Origin of the sequence: Tepidibacter hydrothermalis (assembly GCF_029542625.1) — a bacterium.
Taxonomy (GTDB): domain Bacteria; phylum Bacillota; class Clostridia; order Peptostreptococcales; family Peptostreptococcaceae; genus Tepidibacter_A; species Tepidibacter_A hydrothermalis.
Genome location: NZ_CP120733.1, coordinates 1,315,846 through 1,333,154, shown reverse-complemented (window position 1 = coordinate 1,333,154; position 17,309 = coordinate 1,315,846). Strand labels below are relative to the sequence as shown.

Sequence of the window (17,309 nt, the reverse complement as noted above, 5' to 3'; positions counted from 1 at the left end):
CCTCTCCTTTCTAATTTTTATTTTTCTTTTTGGTATTTTTATACTCTTGTTTTTCTTCGTATTTAGTGTAAGCTTTTATTATTCTTTGGACCAATTCATGTCTTACAACATCCTTTTCTGTCAGTTCACAAATAGATATTCCTTTTACACCTTTTAATATCTCTTTTGCATGTAAAAGTCCTGATTTTTTATTACTTGGAATATCAGTCTGTGTAATATCACCTGTTACTACAGCTTTTGAGCCAAATCCAAGCCTAGTTAAAAACATCTTCATCTGCTCTGGAGTTGTATTTTGTGCTTCATCCAGTATTATGAAGGCATTATCAAGTGTTCTTCCTCTCATAAATGCAAGCGGGGCTACTTCTATTATCCCTCTTTCCATATATCTATCAAACTTTTCAGATCCTAGTATCTCAAATAAAGCATCATACAAAGGTCTTAAGTATGGATCCACTTTATCTTTTAAATCTCCTGGTAAAAAACCTAAGGTCTCTCCAGCCTCAACTGCAGGTCTTGTTAAAACTATTCTATTCACTTCATCTTTCTTGAGTGCTCTTGCCGCCATGGCAACAGCTAAATAAGTTTTCCCAGTACCTGCAGGACCAATTCCAAATGTAACAGTATTTTCTTTTATTAAATTAATATACTTTTTCTGCCCAAGAGTTTTGGGTTGTATAGGCTTTGACTTTATAGTAAAAGCAATAACATCATCAGATAATTCTTGCATTTTTTCTTCGTTACCCTCAAATAATAGGTTTATACAATAAGATATATTTTGATTATTTAATTGATTTCCCTTTTCAGTCATAATTTCTAACTCTTTAATAAGCCTTTTACCCAATTCTACATTTTTTTCTTCGCCTATTAGAACTATACTTCCATCTCTTAAGACAATATCTACATTAATGCGTTTTTCTATAATTTTTATATTTTCATCAAGATTTCCAAATAATTGCTTTGAAAATTCATCATTCTCTATCTGTATCTTGCAATTTATCATCAGTATAATTTCCTCCTTCTACTTGTTCATACTTGCCTATATCTTCTAGGGTTTGTATAATAACCGTAAATTTTAATATATTCTTCTCTACATTATAGTTTTCATTTTTATCTATTATCCTTGCCTGTACAGGCAATAAATAATCCATTTTTTTTAAAGCTTTTGATTTAAGAGTGTTTTTAATCGCATTTAAGTCCTTATCATTTTTCTTTATATTAACTTCATAAAAAGTATCTACTTGAACTTGTATTGGAAATTCAAAGTTTTTATAGTTTATTTTAAAGTCCTTTGTCTTAACATCGTACTGTTTATAATCTATATTTTTATTTGTGATAAATTCCTTGTCATATATCTTTATCTTAAATATTTTTTTATTTTTTCCAGTTCTATATTTACTTTTGTTTGTATACTCTACTTTTTCTGTTATTTCATAAAATGTTTTTGCCCATACCTCGCCTTTAGCCATAAGATTTCCACCAGCTATTAGTACATCTCCAGTTTTAACTATATCACCTTTTTTAATCAATGATTCTCCACTTCTTGGTATTACTTTCTCTATTATACCATCTTTTTTGGCAATTATATTACAATTTATTTTACTATTTTCTTTAGGCTCTTCAGCTTTTTTTACTATATCTACAAAAGCACTAGTTCCCTGTATGTTTATAGATATATATGCAACTGAATTAAACTTATAAAGTATACTATCTCTTATATCTTTTTTATTTATTATGTATTTATTAGTACCAGGTTTAAGACCACATTTATAAATTTCACTTCTCAGTGCTTTTTTATCTATTCCCTCAGGACAGTCTATATACACATTCGTTATAAACGTTGTCAGAAACAATAATATAAATATGGATAAAATTCCTCCAAATAGAAGAGTTTTTCTTTTATAAACTCTCTTCATAAAAAATGGAAGTCCAACTGATCTTTTAATCTTTAAATTATAGTTAGATTTTCTATAAATACTTATAAGCTCTTTAACATCCTCTTTGTATACATAGGCTTCTATTTTTGTTTCAGATATCCTTTTTATATTAAATATATAAATTTTATTTTTAGCCAAATTGTTTATGAATTTTTCTAAATTCAAACCTTCTATAGTAACAACGCAAAATCCTTTAATATATTGCCACAACTTCTATGCCCCCTTAAACCCAGTATTCAACAGAGTATATTTTTCCCTCAATACATAAATCATCCTCAGTTATATATTTTATAATAAGGTTTTCTCCTTCTATTTTTAATACATTTACCTTTGTATTAACTTTTATCATCTGTTTAGAATATTCCATAACGCTTATATAATTTTCTATATTAATACATTTATTACTAATGGTAGTAACCCTTGGCAAATCGATTTGTAAATCATTAGGCAAGTTAACCATTATCACACCTCCCCTTATATAATTTTATGAGTGCCGTATTATTTAATTCCTAATTTTTAACTTATATTTTTTATTATCGTTCTAAAAATAATTTTCTTAATTATATGCATAAGTCTTTATTTATATTTAATCTCTTATTTGTGTTTAATTTTATTAATCGAGGGAATATATATAATATGATAAATTAATAAATTTAAAATGGAGGTTTTATAAATGAAAAGTTTAAAAGAATTTTTGCAAACTGGAGATTTTAAAGGAGAAAAACACGTACCTGTTATACATGTACCTGAAAATATAGAAAAAGATAAAGAATTTGATTTAAGAGTATCTATAGGAGATGAAATAAAACATCCTAACACTTTAGAGCATCATATAGCTTGGGTTAAAGTATTCTTCAAAGGAGAAAATGATAAATTTCCTGTTGAAATAGCTAATTTTAATTTTTCAGCTCACGGAGAATCTAACAACTCTACTCAACCAGTAGGAGTTACAAGCGTTAAACTTGATAAATCTGGAACTATCCATGCTCTTAGTTACTGTAATATACATGGTCTTTGGGAAAACAGTGAATGTGTAGAAGTTAAATAAAAATTTTTTTAATATTAACATATAGTTCAAACAAAAAAAGAATTCAGATGATTTACATCTGAATTCTTTTTTATATTTGAAAAATACTACCTCATTTGACAAGTTACAACTTTTATATTAAAATCGAGTTGTTACATGAAGTACTTTATAACTTATTTTCAGGTCTATAGATATAGTATTAAATATAATTTTTCATTATAAAAACAATTTGTTTTATTAATTGTTTTTATTTTTTTGTGTAAATAAAAAAGTTCTTCTTTAGAAGAATCTTAAGTGTAAACTTTTTTGAAACTCATAACGAAAATTATATTTATCCATAAATTAAAAATGAATATAATTTCCTATTCGTTATAAAAAATTCTTTCTTCAAAAATTTTAAATATAGTCTTTTTTTCAATCCGGAACGTAAATTGTACTTATCAAAAATTTAAATAGGAATATAATTTCTTATTAATCATAAAAAATATTAAAGAGGTGGTTATTTGATTTTAAACAAAAAAGATAACAAAGTATTTATAATTTCAATTTTTTTAGTACTATCAATAGTTTTATGGTGCCTTTTAGCTCCTAATACATTTAATATTATGGCAAACAATGCTTTAGATTTTTTAGTAGGTGAATTCGGATGGGTTTATTTAATAAGTATGACTTTATTTTTAATGTTTAGTATAATACTAGCATTTAGTAAATACGGAAATATAAGATTAGGAGATAATAACTCCAAACCAGAATACAGCTATATATCTTGGTTTTCGATGTTATTTAGTGCCGGTATGGGAATTGGTCTTGTATTTTGGGGAGTTGCCGAACCACTTAATCATTATGTAGATCCTATGGGAATTGAAGGTGGATCAGAATTAGCCAAAAGTTTTGCTATAAAAAAATCATTCATGCATTGGGGTCTTCACCCATGGGCTGTATACAGTATATTAGGTTTATCTCTTGCATATATACAATTCAGAAAAAAATATCCTTGTTTGATAAGTAATATCTTTATTCCCTTCTTTGGAAAAGATGTTTCTAATAAAGGAATTGGTAAGTCAATAGATATTTTAGCAATTTTTGCTACTATAGGAGGTGCTGCTACTTCTCTAGGTCTTGGAACACTTCAAATAAACAGCGGTCTTAACTATTTATTCAATATACCAGAAAGTTCTCTAGTACAAACTATTATCATATTAATAGTTACAATTCTATTCATAATATCAGCTGTAGGTGGAGTTGATAAAGGCATAAAAATACTCTCTAATTTAAATGTATTAATGGCCATGGTTTTACTTTTATTATCTATAATGATAGGACCTTCATTTGATATACTACATACATTTTTCATAGGCTTAAAAGATTATTCTATCGATCTTGTACTAGAATTAAATCCATTCGAAAAACCGGATTGGTATAAATCTTGGACTATTTTTTATTGGGCTTGGTGGATATCATGGGCTCCATTTGTAGGAACTTTTATAGCTAGAATTTCAAAAGGAAGAACAATAAGAGAATTTATAATAGGAGTTTTATTAGCTCCTTCAATAGTTTCATTTTTATGGTTTTCAACATTTGGAACTATGGCTATAAATCTAGGAATAAATACAGCAAACAGTGCTATTTTAAAAACTTCAACTGCATTTTTTATCATTATGAATAACTATCCATTAGGAACATTGATATCCATAGTAGCAATAATACTTCTTTGTACATTTTTTGTTACATCCGCAGATTCAGCGACATTTGTTCTAGGTATGATGTCTTCTAATGGTAATTTAAATCCAAGTAATAAAACAAAGATAACTTGGGGAATATTACAATCATTACTTGCACTATCTTTACTTTTATCAGGAGGCCTTAATATGCTTCAAACTATTTCTATAGTTGCAGCCTTTCCATTTATATTTGTAATATTGTCATCTATATTATGCTTAGTTAAATTTCTAATACAAGAAAACATTTAAATATATTTATCCCAAAGCTAAAAGTTATAAGAATTCATACTCTTAAGGGGAAACTTAACAGCTTCTAGATTAAGTTTCCCTTTAGCTATGCAATTATTTTTAATATTATGATACAATTAATTGATATTAATTAAGTAGGTGATAAAATGATTTTTAAGTTATTATTTTTATGTTTCTCAGGTTTTCTAGCTGCATTTGTAGATTCAATAGCTGGTGGAGGAGGTCTTATAAGCATACCTGCATTTTTAATAGCGGGTATTCCCCCTCACTTAGCACTTGGAACAAATAAGTTTTGTTCTACAACCGCATCATTTACCAGTAGTTTAAGCTTTGCTAAATCTGGCAAAGTTAATTTTTCCATATTGAAATATTTTATACCATTCACTTTAATAGGAGCTATACTTGGAGTTAACACAGTTCTTATGATAGACCAAAACAAACTACAATCATTAGTTTTAGTAATGATATTATTCGTAGGTTTATATAGTCTATTCTCAAAATCAATAGGAAAAGAAGATAAGTTTACTGGACTTAATAAGAAAAATCTTATATTAGGAATATTACTTTGTTTGTGTCTTGGATTTTACGATGGTTTTTTCGGTCCAGGTACTGGTTCATTTTTAATATTCGGACTTATAAGTGTTTTTGGATTTGATTTTACAAAAGCTGCAGGAAATGCGAGAGTTTTAAACTTTACAAGCAATATTACAGCTTTATTAATATTCGCTTTTAACTCTCAAATAAACTATTACTACGGTATTCCTGTGGCACTATGTATGATTATGGGTGCAAAATTTGGTACAAAACTTGCTCTAGACAAAGGATCAAAACTCATAAAACCTATATTTGTAACTATGTCATTAGCAGTAGCGGGTAAGATGATACTGGATATTATTAACTAAAAAGAACAAAGCATAATGCTTTGTTCTTTTTAGTTTTATAATAATTCTTCCATTATCTGTCTTTGTAAAAACCAAATTTTATTTTGAAATTTTTTAATTATAATTCTAAATATAAACTTAACAGATGTTAACAATTATAATTATTGGGTATAAAATACTTATACAAATACTCTAATCTTATATGAAGGGGGTAACAATTATGAAAAATTTGATTAACAAAATATTAAATGCTTCTAGAAATTATACTATTTTGGATTATAGTTTACTTAAAATTTGTCTTATATCATTAGGCATACTTTTAGGCGCATCTTTTTCACAATTTTTCTTAAACCACCTTTCAATAATATTGACTATATTTATAGTTTCATATATTTGGATACTATATAAAACATTTATAAAATATAAGAATTAAGCTATTATATTATGTAATGCATTGGAGTGCTAACCTTAATTTATCAACCAACGCATTACATAATATTTATCTTCTCAAACAGTATTCTTTCTCCATTTATCTCACCTATTCCCATAGATAATGGTAACGAAAATCTCTTTTTTCCACAACTACCAGGATTGAAATAACGTACACCTTGTATCTCTTTATCCTCATATTTATGGGAATGACCATAAATAATCAAGTCAATATTCTCTAAATTTTTAGGAATGTCTTTCTTATCATGTACCATACAAAACCTCAAGTTATCTATAACACCACTTACTTTAAAAGGAAGAGTATATCCCCATTTTTCTCTATCAACATTACCACGAACAGCATATACATGCCCAATTTCTTGTAAGTCGTATAAAAGTTCTTCACTTCCTATATCTCCTGCATGAAAAATATATTCACATCCTTGAAGATGCTGTACAACCTCGTCCCTTAATAAGCCATGCGTATCTGATATAATTCCAATTTTCATAACTTTATCCTTTCTTTAAGTATTAATATCTATAGTATGCCCTTTGAATATAGCTCCAAGCTAGAAAAATATAAATAAAAAAATCCACACCCAACTATTTAGTAGTTGTCGCGGATTTGACTGGTGGAGACGAGGGGAGTTGAACCCCTGTCCGAAAGTTTTTTCCTTAAAGCTTCTACGAGTGTAGCTGCTAATTTTTATATCATCTTTTTAACACCTAGCAGCAGGCTTTAAAAAAGACTAGTCTTAGTTATTCGATCTTTAGTCAAGACATCCTAAAGACAGTTCCCCGCTAAAATGGCGCCCTACTTAAGATTGCGGGTTAAGCTTAGTAGAACGAGCAGCATTAATTAAGCTGCTAATGCGTAATTATTGTTTGCGTTTATATTTAAGTACTGATTTTTACATGAACCAGTAAAACACGACTCGCAACTTCAAGTTCCAAACCCTCGTCGAGACCATTACGCCCCCGAGATTGTTTTAATAATTTTTGAATATAATGAGTAAATCTATAAGCCGAGTTTTGTGTTAAATAGTCATCTATCTAGGCCTACTGTTGCCAGTAGACTCAAGCGACCTACCAACGGGACGAGAGCGAGCAGCCCTCTTTTCATGTCCCTACTTGGTCTTGCTCCAGGTGGGGTTTACATAGCCAACTAGTCACCTAGCTGCTGGTGAGCTCTTACCTCACCTTTCCATCCTTACCACAATTAATTGTGGCGGTTTATTTCTGTTGCACTATCCTTAGAGTCGCCTCCACTGGGTATTACCCAGCACCCTGCTCTACGGAGCTCGGACTTTCCTCGTCTGCCTATAAAGGCATCTGCGACTATCCGACTTACTCATTATTTAGTTTGTCTGTCGATAAAGTGAAACTTAATTCAGATGGAATTTTCACTCCATCTGAATTTTTAGCTGAACTAATCCAGAAGCTGTTAAGTTCTTATCTCCAACCTTGAAAGGATGGAGTATTAGAACTTTTAGCTTTCGGATAAATCACATGATATCATCTTGCGTATATCACAGTCAAATGTAAATTCTTCAAAACTTGGAACTTGGTTCTGTAATACTGAAATTCAAATTATATAGTATTAAATATAACCTATAGCATCAATTTCAACAGAAAATCCAAAGTGCAGTTCTCTACTTGAAATTATTACCCTCGCAGGTTTATGATGTTTAAAAAACTTACTGTAAGTATCATTAACTTCATCCCATAATTCTAAATCTGAAATATATATCGTCATCTTAATGATTTTATTCTTACAACTTCCGGCTTCCTTAAGTATCAATTCAATGTTACTTAGCACTCTTTCAACTTGTTCATTGATAGTTCCATGCTCTTTCTCACCCGTTATAGGATTTATTGCAAATTGTCCAGATATATATATTATATCGTTATGAACTATTGCTTGTGAGTAGTGCCCAGCTGGTTTCAATGCATTATTTGTTGATATTGATTTCATATTTACCTCCTTATTAACCTACAATAATTTCATTATTTTATCGGTTGCTTTTAATCCGTTCCCAGATATTATGATGGCCGTCTGTTCACTTTTGTCAATTATCTTTTCATCAATTAATCTATTAAGACCTGCAAATGCTGCTGCAGATGTTGGTTCTATATAAAATCCTTTTTCACCAATTTCTAGAAGTGCATTTTTGATTTCATCTTCTGTTACGCTTATAAACTTACCCTTTGTTTTTTTTACAAACTCTACAACCTCTTCATGTTTAGTCGATTTGTAAATAGATATACCTTCAGCAATTGTTGGTAATGGTTTAAACTCAATGTCATCTCCTACAAACTCACGATATAATGTATTATAGTTGTCAGCTTGAATACCATATATTTTTGGCATTCTATCAATTTCATCAGAATCTAATAATTCTTTGAATCCTAAATAAACACCAATTATCATACTTCCATTCCCTGCAACACATATTACATTATCAGGAGCCTTAAATCCATTTTGCTCCCACATTTCATAAGCAACAGATTTAACTCCATGAACAAAAAAGGGATGCCAATTATGTCCAACATAAATACTTCCATCAATGCTTTTCATAGCTTCACTTGCAACATGTGCTCGTGTTCCTTCTACTTCAACTAAATTCGCTCCATAAACTTTCATTTGCGCTATTTTTCCTTCAGAAGTTCCAGCTGGAACAAATATTTTACAATCAATTCGTCCTAGAGCACAATAACCTGCAAATGCAGAGCCCCCATTGCCACTTGAATCTTCTGTAAATTTAGTTACACCAAGATTATTAAGATAATTAGTCACCATTGCTACTCCTCTATCTTTAAACGAACCCGTTGGCATTAGATTATCTTGTTTAACTATAATCTCATACTCTTTATAATCAATAGTAGAAAAAGGTGTTAATCCTTCACCAAAAGAAATTTTAACATCTTCTCTTTTAACAGGGTACGCTGCTGAATATCTCCACATAGTAAAATCATTTTGGTGAATATCTGATTTTTTTAGCTTACCTTCATAATCAAGCCATAGAGCGCCTCCACATTCACACTTTATCACTTCTGGATTAGGCGCATATATATTTTCACATTTTTTACATACATATTTCATAACAATCTCCTCCATATAATTTTTTATATAAATCATTCATTTTTCCATGTAAACCATTTACTTTTTTGCAAAAAATACTCTTGCAAACAAAATCTCTTTTCTTTCTATTACAACGTTACAGCTATTTTATTTATAATTACATGCTATATATTTTTTTATATATTGTCAATAATTTTTTATACAAACCTCGAATCGAGTATATTTTTTTACATTTTTTTGAGAATAAAAGAGTATTTTTTCAATAACAACCTATTATAAGTTCAATATTCTTCATTATAATATTAACTTGTATAATAAATTATTATATGATATCATATATCATATAATAATTTATACGGAGTGAAAATATGAAGATATCGAAAAAATTAACACCTTATAAAGCTTTAGCTGATATGATAGCAGATTCTTTCGGAAATAAATGCGAAGTAATAATACATGATTTATCAACACCACAAAGTTCTGTTGTGTATGTTGCAAATGGATGTGTAACAGGTAGACAAACAGGACAATCATTTGACCATCTTGTCAAACAAGTTCTCCTATCAAAAAATTTCAAAAATGATTACAATGCTAATTACATTTTTAAAGCCGAAAATGGAAAACAAATAAAATCCTCCACATCTCTTATAAGAGATGAAAACGAAGAAGTAATAGGAGCATTTTGCATAAATTTCGAAATCGAAGATTTAATGAAAATGAAAAGTTTTTTAAATAATTTTTTCAAGGAAATAGAGCCATATAATAACGATAATACTGGAATTCAAGCAGAACCTTTTGATAATGTAACCGAAGTAATAGATAACATAATTGATAAAACAATAGGTAATACAGATTTAAATAACCTTAAAAAAAAGGATAGCATTAGAATGTTGACATTTATGTTCAATAAAGGAATTTTTCTTACTAAAGGCTCTGTTGATAAAGTAGCAGAAAAACTTGGTATCTCAAGAGTTACAGTCTATTCATATTTAGATGAAATAAAAAAAAATTCAAATCATCAGTAGAGATATACACTCTATTACTTTAAATAAAAAAGTGATGTAAATATTGTATTTACATCACTTTTTTATCTAAAATTAATTTAACGATATAAATATATCTATAGTTTGGTTATTTATATCTTCTGAATCATTGTGATATAATTCAAAATCACTATCATATTTTCTATCCAAATCCATATTCCATATCTTGCACCATGCTTCACCTACTACTTTAACCATATTACCTTTAACAGTAAACTTTGCATACTTCCCTTCATTAATTATTTTTATATCAAGCCCATCACCATTATCAGTTTCTGTAACTTCGCAACAGCACATAAACGTATAAGATTGTGTTGCATCTCCCTCATATTCTGTATACAACCCTATTCCTTTTTCATCAACCTTATTTTTAATACTCTCATATATATATTCATTAATAAATTTTTTCCACATTGATCCAATATCCTGCATTGATTGTCCATTTTTATTCGTTGTTCTAATTGATTTTCCAACAACAACTTTCTTATCTAATGTTACTACTTCATATTTCATATTTTCCACCTCATCATTTTATTTGTTCATTTCTACGAACTAAATATAGTATAATAAAGTTAATATGACATCTGTATGTCTTATTTTAAAACTTATTTACAGTTTTTAAAGTTATCTCTAGTTTATTTTTAATATTTCCTCATATGTATTGTGTGAGAATAATATTAATGTGATCACCAAAAGATATTATAACAGTTAAATACAGCACCTAGTTGAACTAGCATTCAAAAGTTTTTTCTTTAACCTTCTATAACTGTAGTTGATAATTTTCATCTCACCTTTTTTAATACTTATTTTTATTATATCTTAAGTAATAAATTATTTATTTTTTCACTCAACTTCTTCCTTTCTTCATATATCCATTCTTCATCAATATTAAGTCTAAAAATTTTCCCAAAAGAATAATACAAATTTATCTTTTGATAATAAATTTCTAGTTCATCAAGAGATTCAAATTTATACATAGGTTTGAAGAGTTCATTTCTTTTGGCGATAAATATTTCATCAACATATGATATAAATGTATCCATAAGTTCTTTATTATCCACATCAAATGGTATCTTCAAAAGCTTCCATTGATCAATTTGCGAAAGCTTATATGTTCTTATATTATGTAGCACAATTAAATAATCACCTATATCCATTTTTTCATATAATAACGAATTACATTCTTTCTCACTCCAAACTGACAATTTTTCTGTCAAAGAAACATTTTCTATATTCAATATGTCTTCACTTGGACCTAAAACCGCATATTCAATATCGTTATCTTTCTTATTAATAGATTCATTTATAAATTCATAATTATCTCCATATGCAGCAACATACCCAATATCATAAATTCCTTTTCTCCCCGCTCTGCCTGCTATTTGTTTAACTTCTTGAGAATTTAAAAATCTGAACTCTTTTCCATCAAACTTTTTTATCTCCATAAAGACTATTCTCTTAATAGGAAGATTAACCCCCATACCAATAGCATCTGTTGTAATTAAAATAGATGTTTCTTTATTTAAAAATTGAGCATATTGCTTCTTTCTAACTTCCGGCGGCAAGTCACCATATATTATGCTGCATTTAATTCCAAAATTCGAATAAAACAAAGCAAGTTCAAGAACTCTTTTTTTAGAAAACACAACTAGTGCATCTCCATCCTTAACATCTTTATATCTAAACGACTTTTCTTCTATTTCAAGTGGAATATTTCGATTATACTCTTTGATCTTATAATCATCACCTATGTCTTTTATAATATCAATCAATAATTTTTTTGCATTTAATGCTCCACATATATGTATTTCCCTGCATCTTAGTCCTAATAGCGCTTTAGTCCATGCTGCTCCTCTTTTTTCATCAAATATCATCTGTATTTCATCAATTACTGCTGTTTCAAATTCTTCATTTATATTTAATTTTTCTATAGTACATGAAATATGATTTGCATTTTGATGGATTATCTCTTCTTCTCCCGTAAATAAATTACATGTTACCCCTTCATTATTTAATCTTTCATAGTTTTCTAATGCAAGTATTCTAAGAGGAGCAAGATATATTCCATTTCTACTTTTTTTAAGTCTTTGCATTGCATTGTATGTTTTACCTGTATTGGTTTCTCCTAAATGTAGATAAATAGTTCTCTTTATTTTTCTTGCTTGTTTATATTCATCCTTTGGATTTTGAGGAAATATTATATCCATTTTTTCATTTATCAACTTTGGAATATATTTTGTAATCAAAACATTCATCAATCCTGAACTTTTATAACTTTTATAGTCTGAACTTATTATTTCTTCCAATTTATGATCTGCATTATTTTTTTGATTATAGTCTAAAAGCAATCTCTCAGATACATAATTCAGTAGTTCCTCATATTTTTCATATAATTTATTTGCTTCCTTTTGTTTTGTAGAATTTCTTTTTTTATTAAATATTTGCTGTATTTCTGCTATAAGTTTTAATTTTTTACGAAGAGCTGCTTCATGCTCCCACAGTGCATTTATTTTTGTATTCTTTATTATTTGTTCAGTCTGCTTTATATGATTTTTAAGTTTTTTAAGTTCTTTTTCTGCTACTGATACTTTCATTTTCATTCCTCCTTGTAATTAGTGTTTGCTATTTTGTAGATAAAAATGAGTTTTTTTGCCATTATAATTTTCATATTAATTGAAAACAATAAAGTAATAAATAAATTTAAAATACTTATATTTTGGGAGGTATTAATGTCAAAAGAAGCAAAAATCCTATTAATAATTAGTGGATTATTTACCCTTGCTAAAGGTTTATCTAATGTTTTTGTTAATATATTCTTATGGAAAAAATCAAATGATTTTATCATGATTGCACAGTATAATCTAATTCAATATATATTTTTACCAATTTCTTTTACTATAGCAGGATGGCTGTCAAAAAAAAAGAACGGAGTATGGGCTCTTAGAATCGGAATTGTATTTTATATATTATTTTTTATTTTAATTATTTTAATAAAAGATAATATTATAAAATACATTTACCCTCTAGGTATATTATTCGGAATAGCAGGAGGATTTTACTGGCTTGCTTTTGATGTACTAAGTTTTGATTTCACATCTACTAACAACCGAGATACTTTTAATGGATATAATGGTTTTATGGCAGGAATACCCGCTGCCATTGCTCCTTTTGCAGCAGCTTATATTATTGATAGAGGTAATAATACTACAGGATATATGATAGTATTTTTACTCTCATTAATATCTTTTGTTATTTTAATACTTATAAGTTTATTGCTTCGCTCACAACACTATGGACAAAAACTGAATTTCAAGAAAATAATAGGTAGTAATAATTTTGATTGGAATAATTTAAGAAAAAGTACAGCTGCTTGGGGACTAAGAGACGTTGTAATACTATTTTTACTCAATATACTAATATACAAAACAACAGGCAGTGAAATGGAACTAGGAAAACTATTTTTTATTGCTTACTTAATTTCATCAGCATCTTATATATTAGAACAAAAATTTATAAAGCCTAAACGAAGAATGTTTGCCCTGCATATAGGTACAATATTAATGTTTATTTCAGTTTTAGGACTAGTTTTCAAAATTAACTATTATTCCATATTATTCTTTATTGTCCTAGATGCAATAGCTGTACCATTTTTTTATGTACCTATGACATCTGCTACTTTTAATGTCCTATCACAGCATAATGAAGAGAATATGAGAATTGAATATATTATAAATAGAGATATTGCTCTTAATACAGGAAGAATAGTAAGTACAACCTTATTAATGATTTTTTTAACTTTCATAAAAAATGAAAGGGTACTTAATTACTTTTTACTTTTTATAGGAAGCGGTCAATTGATTGCTCTTTATTTCCTAAAAAAACTAAAAATATGGGATATTTAAAAAAAATGGTGATTATTAAATTAATAATCACCATTTTTCATGCTTGCATATTTTAACTTGCTGGAATTTCTCCAAATTCAGTATTTAATAATCCTTTTAATTCATTCATTGGAATGCTTAACTCGATAAATTCTTTTGCACTATCATCTAAAGGCATATAATAGAACACTACATTTTCTTCTTCAAAGTATACGCGTATTCCTTCTGCTTCAACTGATTCTAATCCTTTTTCTTTAGCCTTTTTATTTAACATCTTCATTAATCCATCATTATCTTTAACTAAATTATTATAGTTAATTTCGTTTGAAGATTTCATATCAATATTTACACTGTGCTTAATGTTTATTTCTCCATGGCCTTCTATTTTACCTGTACCTTTAAATAATACACTTAATATATCATTATCCATTTTTGTAATTTCATAATCTACCTTAACATCAGTATAAGGATCTTCATTTGCATATAAATCAGCAGTTTTTTTAAGACTTTGGTTGATATAATCCATTAAAAGCTCACCTGGATAATCCTTTATCTGAGGATAAAATACTTTTGTATTTTTATCTTTTACCTCCAATACCTCTTTAGTTGTATCATAGCTTAAACTAACTTGTTCATTTTGAGTTTGTTCTTCTTTCTGTACATTATCAATTGGTTCTTCCTTAACTCCACATCCTACAACTGTAATACTAGTTGCTAATACTAATGATAATAATAATTTATTTAATTTCATTTTATTTACCCCTCCTATAAATTATATAGTTTACAGCGCTACTCTTTTTGTTTCCTACGCCGTTTGCTTAACTATATAATAACGTATTTATTGCAACAAATAGTTACAGCTAGGTTACAATTCATTGTTAGGTAGGTTTTTTATATAATATATAATTCTAGAGCGTATATTTATCTATATTTACATTATTATTCTTTTTTCCATTAGATGAACCATGTGTATATCCAATAACATCAAAATGTTTAGCAAATTCTTTAGCAAATTCCTCGTAGTGGTCACACCTACCTCTTATACATGTAGATAAATGTATTGTGTCTACATCTGCTTTTTTAAGTTTTTCTATTTTCACTTTAAGACTTTCTACTGGATTTTCATCACATCCATTACAATTATTAAAGCCAACCAATTGACACCCTATATCTTCATATCTTTTAAAAGAATCTTCCTTTTGATTAAATGTTCTTAAACATCCATTTGCAGTGCATTTTTTAGAAACTTCTCCACATACATATATAGCAACCTTTTTCATCTTATTTTCCTCCATATTTTATAAAATTAAAGTTTATTATATCATTATTGAAAATAAATTTATGTGCTAATTATCACAAAAAAAATTCGTCTACTCGATAACGCGGTGACTCATGTCGCCAACGATCCTTCCAGGCTCCGTTCTCAAAATTCACTGCGTTCATAGCGCCAACAAGTCTAACGACTCTGTTGCTTAAAAATAATTGCAAGTGCAGTTCTTCAATCAACGTTATCCACAGAATGAAACTTTTATAATCCCTTATTATATAAAAAAGCTATCTTGAAATAGAAATTACTTTCTATTTTAAGATAGCTACTATTACCTTCTCATACTTTTAGGTTTACTCAATATCTCAGACATAACAATTCCTCTAATCAAATCATCTGAATCTGAGAAAAGATCAAACACTTTATCTGAATTTATATTTTTAGTATTTCTTTGACAATCTGTATCTATAGTTTCTTCCTGATTAATATTTTTATTTAAATCTTTTAGATTTTGTGTATCTTCAATATCTTCTGTAACTATTGGTGATATAGTTTCACCTGTGTTTTTATTAAGTTCTTTATATTCTTTTTTAAATTTTTTCATATATTTTTGCTTTTTTTCATCATAACTAGATTCATTCAAATTAGTTTTTATTTTCTCAAATGTATCATTTACATTTTTTAATAAAGAACCTTCTTTTTTAGTTTCAGCATTTTCATCTTCCCCTTCTTTAAAGAAAGATTTGAATACTATACTCAACACATATATAATAGCCGGTATTAATATGCCTTCCATATTATCACACCTTATTTATCAGTCTTCGTATTAGGTTTATTAGAACCTACTTTAGATATAGACTCTCTCATATCTGTATCAGCCATAACATTTTTAAGGTTATAATAATCCATAACACCTAAATTTCCATTTTTGAATGCCTCTGATATAGCCAGTGGAACTTCAGCCTCTGCTTCAACAACCTTAGCTCTCATTTCCTCAACCATAGCCTTCATTTCTTGCTCTTTTGCTATTGCCATTGCTCTTCTTTCCTCAGCTTTTGCTTGAGCTATCTTTTTATCGGCTTCAGCTTGATCAGTTTGAAGTTGTGCTCCTATATTTCTTCCAACATCAACATCAGCTATATCTATAGATAGTATTTCAAATGCCGTTCCAGAATCAAGACCTTTTTCTAATACTCTTTGTGATATAGAATCTGGATTCTCAAGAACTGCCTTATGATTAACAGATGAACCTACAGTTGTAACTATACCTTCTCCAACTCTTGCTATTATAGTTTCTTCTCCTGCTCCCCCAACTAATCTTTCAATATTGGCTCTTACAGTAACTCTTGCTCTTGCTATAACTTCTATACCATCCTTTGCCATAGCTGCAATCTTTGGTGTTTCTATAACCTTAGGATTTACACTAACTTGAACAGCCTCAAGTACATCTCTACCCGCAAGGTCTATAGCTGCTGCTTGTTCAAACTCAAGATTTATATTAGCTCTTTGAGCTGCAATTAAAGCATCGACAACAGAATTGACATCTCCTCCAGCTAGATAATGAGCCTCTAGACTGTCTATTCCAAGATTTAACCCTGCTTTTGTAGCCTTTATCATTGGATTTACAATTCTAGCAGGTGAAACTCTTCTAAATCTCATTCCTACAAGTGTTAAAATAGATATCTTAACTCCTGAGAATAAAGCTGTAACCCAAAGTCCAACTGGTATAAAACTAAAAAATAAAACTATAAGTATAACTATTAAAGCTATCCCTATTATCGGTCCTAACATAATT

The 17,309-nt window shown here is 28.5% G+C and carries 18 protein-coding genes and 2 other RNA genes; 6 read left to right on the top strand and 14 right to left on the bottom strand.

The window, feature by feature from the left end:
- Positions 1 to 10: 10 nt before the first annotated feature.
- Genes P4S50_RS05895 through P4S50_RS05885 form a run of 3 tightly spaced genes read right to left on the bottom strand, consistent with a single transcriptional unit; the run spans position 11 to position 2,394 of the window.
- Entirely contained in the window at positions 11 to 1,003 is a 993-nt protein-coding gene (locus P4S50_RS05895; protein ID WP_416390151.1) for a PhoH family protein, read from the bottom strand.
- A complete protein-coding gene (gene yqfD / locus P4S50_RS05890) occupies positions 969 to 2,144 on the bottom strand; it encodes a sporulation protein YqfD (protein WP_277733701.1) in 1,176 nt (391 codons plus the stop codon). The genes P4S50_RS05895 and yqfD overlap by 35 nt, the downstream gene beginning before the upstream one ends.
- Before the next feature lie 13 nt (positions 2,145 to 2,157).
- Positions 2,158 to 2,394, bottom strand: a complete 237-nt coding sequence (locus P4S50_RS05885) for a YabP/YqfC family sporulation protein (RefSeq protein WP_277733700.1) — start codon at positions 2,392 to 2,394, stop codon at positions 2,158 to 2,160.
- A 213-nt stretch (positions 2,395 to 2,607) separates the two neighbouring features.
- On the opposite strand from P4S50_RS05885, the gene P4S50_RS05880 reads away from it, so the two are divergent.
- The 4 genes from P4S50_RS05880 (at position 2,608) to P4S50_RS05865 (ending at position 6,245) form a co-directional block, all read left to right on the top strand.
- Positions 2,608 to 2,982 (top strand): class II SORL domain-containing protein, encoded by a 375-nt coding sequence (locus tag P4S50_RS05880; protein WP_277733699.1) that lies wholly within the window; start codon positions 2,608 to 2,610, stop codon positions 2,980 to 2,982.
- 482 nt (positions 2,983 to 3,464) lie between these two features.
- Positions 3,465 to 4,931, top strand: coding sequence for a BCCT family transporter (locus tag P4S50_RS05875; RefSeq protein ID WP_331489702.1), 1,467 nt, complete (start codon positions 3,465 to 3,467; stop codon positions 4,929 to 4,931).
- Between the two features lie 146 nt (positions 4,932 to 5,077).
- A complete protein-coding gene (locus P4S50_RS05870) occupies positions 5,078 to 5,833 on the top strand; it encodes a TSUP family transporter (RefSeq protein ID WP_277733697.1) in 756 nt (251 codons plus the stop codon).
- A 199-nt stretch (positions 5,834 to 6,032) separates the two neighbouring features.
- Positions 6,033 to 6,245, top strand: a complete 213-nt coding sequence (locus tag P4S50_RS05865) for a hypothetical protein (protein WP_277733695.1) — start codon at positions 6,033 to 6,035, stop codon at positions 6,243 to 6,245.
- A 55-nt stretch (positions 6,246 to 6,300) separates the two neighbouring features.
- On the opposite strand, the gene P4S50_RS05860 is transcribed toward P4S50_RS05865, so the two are convergent.
- From P4S50_RS05860 to P4S50_RS05840, 5 genes are all read right to left on the bottom strand, one after another.
- Positions 6,301 to 6,750, bottom strand: coding sequence for a metallophosphoesterase family protein (locus tag P4S50_RS05860; protein WP_277733693.1), 450 nt, complete (start codon positions 6,748 to 6,750; stop codon positions 6,301 to 6,303).
- Positions 6,751 to 6,871: 121 nt separating this feature from the next.
- Positions 6,872 to 7,221: a transfer-messenger RNA gene (gene ssrA, locus P4S50_RS05855) on the bottom strand.
- A 25-nt stretch (positions 7,222 to 7,246) separates the two neighbouring features.
- Positions 7,247 to 7,595: RNase P RNA component class A (gene rnpB / locus P4S50_RS05850), an RNA gene on the bottom strand.
- A gap of 246 nt (positions 7,596 to 7,841) precedes the next feature.
- Entirely contained in the window at positions 7,842 to 8,216 is a 375-nt protein-coding gene (locus tag P4S50_RS05845) for a RidA family protein (protein ID WP_277733692.1), read from the bottom strand.
- Between the two features lie 18 nt (positions 8,217 to 8,234).
- On the bottom strand, positions 8,235 to 9,344 hold the full coding sequence (locus tag P4S50_RS05840) for a threonine synthase (RefSeq protein WP_277733691.1): 1,110 nt from the start codon (positions 9,342 to 9,344) through the stop codon (positions 8,235 to 8,237).
- Positions 9,345 to 9,691: 347 nt separating this feature from the next.
- On the opposite strand from P4S50_RS05840, the gene P4S50_RS05835 reads away from it, so the two are divergent.
- Positions 9,692 to 10,348 (top strand): helix-turn-helix transcriptional regulator, encoded by a 657-nt coding sequence (locus P4S50_RS05835; RefSeq protein ID WP_277733689.1) that lies wholly within the window; start codon positions 9,692 to 9,694, stop codon positions 10,346 to 10,348.
- Between the two features lie 72 nt (positions 10,349 to 10,420).
- Here the strand turns inward: P4S50_RS05835 and P4S50_RS05830 are convergent, their stop codons facing one another.
- A complete protein-coding gene (locus P4S50_RS05830; RefSeq protein WP_277733688.1) occupies positions 10,421 to 10,879 on the bottom strand; it encodes a GyrI-like domain-containing protein in 459 nt (152 codons plus the stop codon).
- Between the two features lie 299 nt (positions 10,880 to 11,178).
- Positions 11,179 to 12,960, bottom strand: coding sequence for a helicase-related protein (locus tag P4S50_RS05825; protein ID WP_277733687.1), 1,782 nt, complete (start codon positions 12,958 to 12,960; stop codon positions 11,179 to 11,181).
- A gap of 135 nt (positions 12,961 to 13,095) precedes the next feature.
- Here P4S50_RS05825 and P4S50_RS05820 point away from each other — a divergent pair, with 135 nt between their 5' ends.
- Positions 13,096 to 14,268, top strand: coding sequence for an MFS transporter (locus P4S50_RS05820; RefSeq protein ID WP_277733686.1), 1,173 nt, complete (start codon positions 13,096 to 13,098; stop codon positions 14,266 to 14,268).
- Positions 14,269 to 14,320: 52 nt separating this feature from the next.
- Here the strand turns inward: P4S50_RS05820 and P4S50_RS05815 are convergent, their stop codons facing one another.
- The 4 genes from P4S50_RS05815 to floA form a co-directional block, all read right to left on the bottom strand.
- A complete protein-coding gene (locus P4S50_RS05815; RefSeq protein ID WP_277733685.1) occupies positions 14,321 to 14,998 on the bottom strand; it encodes a hypothetical protein in 678 nt (225 codons plus the stop codon).
- Positions 14,999 to 15,155: 157 nt separating this feature from the next.
- Positions 15,156 to 15,527, bottom strand: a complete 372-nt coding sequence (locus P4S50_RS05810; protein WP_277733684.1) for a CGGC domain-containing protein — start codon at positions 15,525 to 15,527, stop codon at positions 15,156 to 15,158.
- A gap of 318 nt (positions 15,528 to 15,845) precedes the next feature.
- Entirely contained in the window at positions 15,846 to 16,310 is a 465-nt protein-coding gene (locus P4S50_RS05805) for a hypothetical protein (RefSeq protein ID WP_277733683.1), read from the bottom strand.
- 11 nt (positions 16,311 to 16,321) lie between these two features.
- Positions 16,322 to 17,305 (bottom strand): flotillin-like protein FloA, encoded by a 984-nt coding sequence (gene floA, locus P4S50_RS05800; protein WP_277733682.1) that lies wholly within the window; start codon positions 17,303 to 17,305, stop codon positions 16,322 to 16,324.
- Positions 17,306 to 17,309 lie beyond the last annotated feature (4 nt).